The sequence below is a fragment of the Nocardiopsis sp. TNDT3 genome (assembly GCF_003427465.1).
Classification (GTDB): domain Bacteria; phylum Actinomycetota; class Actinomycetes; order Streptosporangiales; family Streptosporangiaceae; genus Nocardiopsis; species Nocardiopsis dassonvillei.
Genome location: NZ_QPFC01000931.1, coordinates 1 through 2,895 on the forward strand (window position 1 = coordinate 1; position 2,895 = coordinate 2,895).

At 73.6% G+C, this 2,895-nt stretch carries 2 protein-coding genes; both read left to right on the forward strand.

All coding sequences use genetic code 11. The features are described 5' to 3' along the window. Positions 1 to 1,304: 1,304 nt before the first annotated feature. Positions 1,305 to 2,279, forward strand: a complete 975-nt coding sequence (locus tag DQW06_RS21890; protein ID WP_013156261.1) for an NAD(P)H-quinone oxidoreductase — start codon at positions 1,305 to 1,307, stop codon at positions 2,277 to 2,279. A 33-nt stretch (positions 2,280 to 2,312) separates the two neighbouring features. Continuing rightward, positions 2,313 to 2,858, forward strand: a complete 546-nt coding sequence (locus DQW06_RS21895) for a bacterial proteasome activator family protein (RefSeq protein ID WP_013156260.1) — start codon at positions 2,313 to 2,315, stop codon at positions 2,856 to 2,858. The last annotated feature ends 37 nt before the right edge of the window (positions 2,859 to 2,895 follow it).

Genomic DNA, 2,895 nt, shown 5'->3' on the forward strand with positions numbered 1-2,895 from the left:
GGCGGGGGCGGTGGCGGCGCGAAGTCGGCCCGGGGCCCGGTGAGCGCGGACGGCGGCTCGGGGGTCCGGAGCGGTGCCGGACGGACGGGCTCGCCCGGTGGCGGCGCGGACCGGAACGGGCCGGAGTCCTCGCCCAGCCACGCGCCCAACCCCGTGTCCCGCGCGGATCGGGGACCGGAGTCCGGGCCGGGCCCGTTGTCCCCCGGTCCCCGGACAGGGCTCGAACCGGGCCCCCGGAAGGAGAACGGACCCGATCCCGTCGGACCAGATCCCGTCTCCGTCCCCGTCGGAACCGGTCCCGTGGTCCGCGGTCCGCCGTGCGCGTCGTCGCGCTCGTTCTCCAGGGGAGGCAGCTGCTCCGGTTCGGGCACGTCGGGGTCGCGGCGCGGCCTGCGGGGCGCCAGCGGGTCCTCGCCCGGACGGGTGGGGCGCTGGAGGCGCTGCCGCTGGGGGCGCTGCGGGCGTCTGCGCGCGGCCCCCGGCACCAGGCGGACCGTGCCCTCCTCCTCGCCGTCTTCGGTGTCGGCGTCGTCCTCGGCAGCGGCGGCGGTCTCGGCAGCCTCCGAACCCGCCAGGAACTCCGAGGCCCCGGAGGCCCGCGGGGGCAGCAGAGGCCTGGACGTTCCGGAAGACCCGGGAACGCCGAAGTCCTCAGGAGTCTCAGGAGGACCAAAAATCCCAGGAGCGCTAGAAGCCTCAGAAGTCACGGAAGAGGGCGGAAGAACCTCGGTCTCGGGTTCCTCCGGCAGGCCCTCCGGTTCGGGGACAGCGGAAAGCCCCGAAGGCTCGGGATCACCGGAGGCCGACCTCTCCAGCTCCCCGCCTACCGCCTCCGCCCCACCCGCTCCGCCCGGCGGGGACGGCGTATGGTGCCCCGCGCCCGGCAGCGGTGTGTCCTCGGGCAGCCTGGCGTAGGGCGGTGGAGGCGGCGCCTCGCCCTCGAAGCCACCGAACCACTGGTCGTGGGGCGAGGGCTCGGGCGCGGTCGGCCCCGGCGCGGCGGCGTCCGGGTCGTACTCCTCCGGGTCACCCGCCGAGCGGTCCGGTTCGACGTGCTCCCCGGCCGCGGGTCCGGGGCCCGTCTCAGAGCTTCGACCCGACCCGTTGTGTTCCTGGTGTGCCACCGGAGTTCTCCTGCTTGAAGGGGGCGTGCTGTGGAGGGAGGGATACCCCAGCGGGGAAGAGACGGGATCCGCTCCCTGGGATCACTCTTACCCGCCCGGCCCCACCGAAGCATCCTTACGAGCAGGTGAACAGAGGAATCCGTTGCCTGCCGAGGAACCTCCCCGGGTACTGTCTGGCTCATGCACGCGATCCGTATCAGTGAACCGGGCGGACCCGAGGTCCTGGCCTGGACCGAGGTTCCCGACCCCGTCCCCGGCGAGGGGGAGGTCCTGGTGGACGTGGCCGCGAGCGCGGCCAACCGGGCCGACGTCTCCCAGCGCCAGGGCAACTACCCGCCCCCGCCCGGCGCCTCCGAGTACCCCGGGCTGGAGTGCTCGGGCACCGTCGCCGCGCTCGGCCCCGGCACCGAGGACTCGGGCTGGTCCGTGGGCGACCGGGTGTGCGCCCTGCTGTCCGGGGGCGGCTACGCCGAGAAGGTCGCCGTCCCGGTGGGCCAGCTGCTGCCTGTCCCCGAGGGCGTGGACCTGGTGGAGGCCGCCGCGCTGCCCGAGGTGGCCTGCACCGTGTGGTCCAACCTGGTGATGGTCGGCGGCCTGCGCGCCGGGGAGACCGTCCTGGTCCACGGCGGCGGCAGCGGCATCGGCACCTTCGCGGTCCAGTTCGCCCGTGCCCTGGGCGCCCGGGTGGCGGTCACGGCGGGCAGCCGGGAGAAGCTGGAGCGCTGCCGTGAACTGGGCGCGGAGATCCTCATCAACTACAAGGAGGAGGACTTCACCGAGCGCATGCGCGAGGCGGGCGGCGCCGACCTCGTCCTCGACATCATGGGCGGCTCCTACCTGGACGCCAACCTGCGCTCACTGGCCACCAACGGCCGCCTGGTGATCATCGCGCTGATGGGCGGGCGCCGCGCCGAGGCCGATCTGGGGCGTATGCTCGCGAAGAGGCTCTCCGTCCACGCGACGACCCTGCGTTCCCGCCCCCTGGAGGAGAAAGCGGCCATCGTCTCGGGAGTACTCGAGCAGGTGTGGCCGTTGGTAGAACAGGGAGTCGTCCGCCCCGTCGTCGACCGCTCGGTCCCGATGCGGAACGCGGCGGAGGCGCACCGCGTCATGGAAACGAGCGCGCACACCGGAAAGATCCTTCTTCCCCGTTGACGGCGTGCCGGTGACATCCACGTAAGGGGACTGATGAGCAGCGCAGAGAACCCGGACGAGCAGGCTCGGATCCTGGTCATGGGAACCGACCGCGACGGGGACGGCGAGGAGGGCGCGGAGGAGCCGCGCACCCTCGCCGACATGGTGGAGCAGCCCGCCAAGGTGATGCGGATCGGCAGCATGATCCGGCAGCTCCTGGAGGAGGTCAAGGCCGCTCCGCTGGACGAGGCGAGCCGGGCCAGGCTCAAGGAGATCCACACCTCGTCCATCAAGGAGCTGGAGGACGGTCTGGCCCCCGAGCTGATCGAGGAGCTGGAGCGGCTGACCCTGCCGTTCGCTGAGGGCGCGGCCCCCAGCGACGCCGAGCTGCGCATCGCGCAGGCGCAGCTGGTGGGCTGGCTGGAGGGGCTGTTCCACGGCATCCAGACCACCCTGTTCGCCCAGCAGATGGCGGCCCGCGCCCAGCTGGAGAACATGCGCAAGGCCCTGCCGCCCGGCATCGCGGGTCTTCAGGCCCAGGGGCCCGGCGCCCCCGGCGGCCTGGACGAGGAGCGGCACGGCTCCGGTCCGTACCTGTAGCACCGAGCGAGGAGCCCGCCCCCGGCCGGGGGCGGGC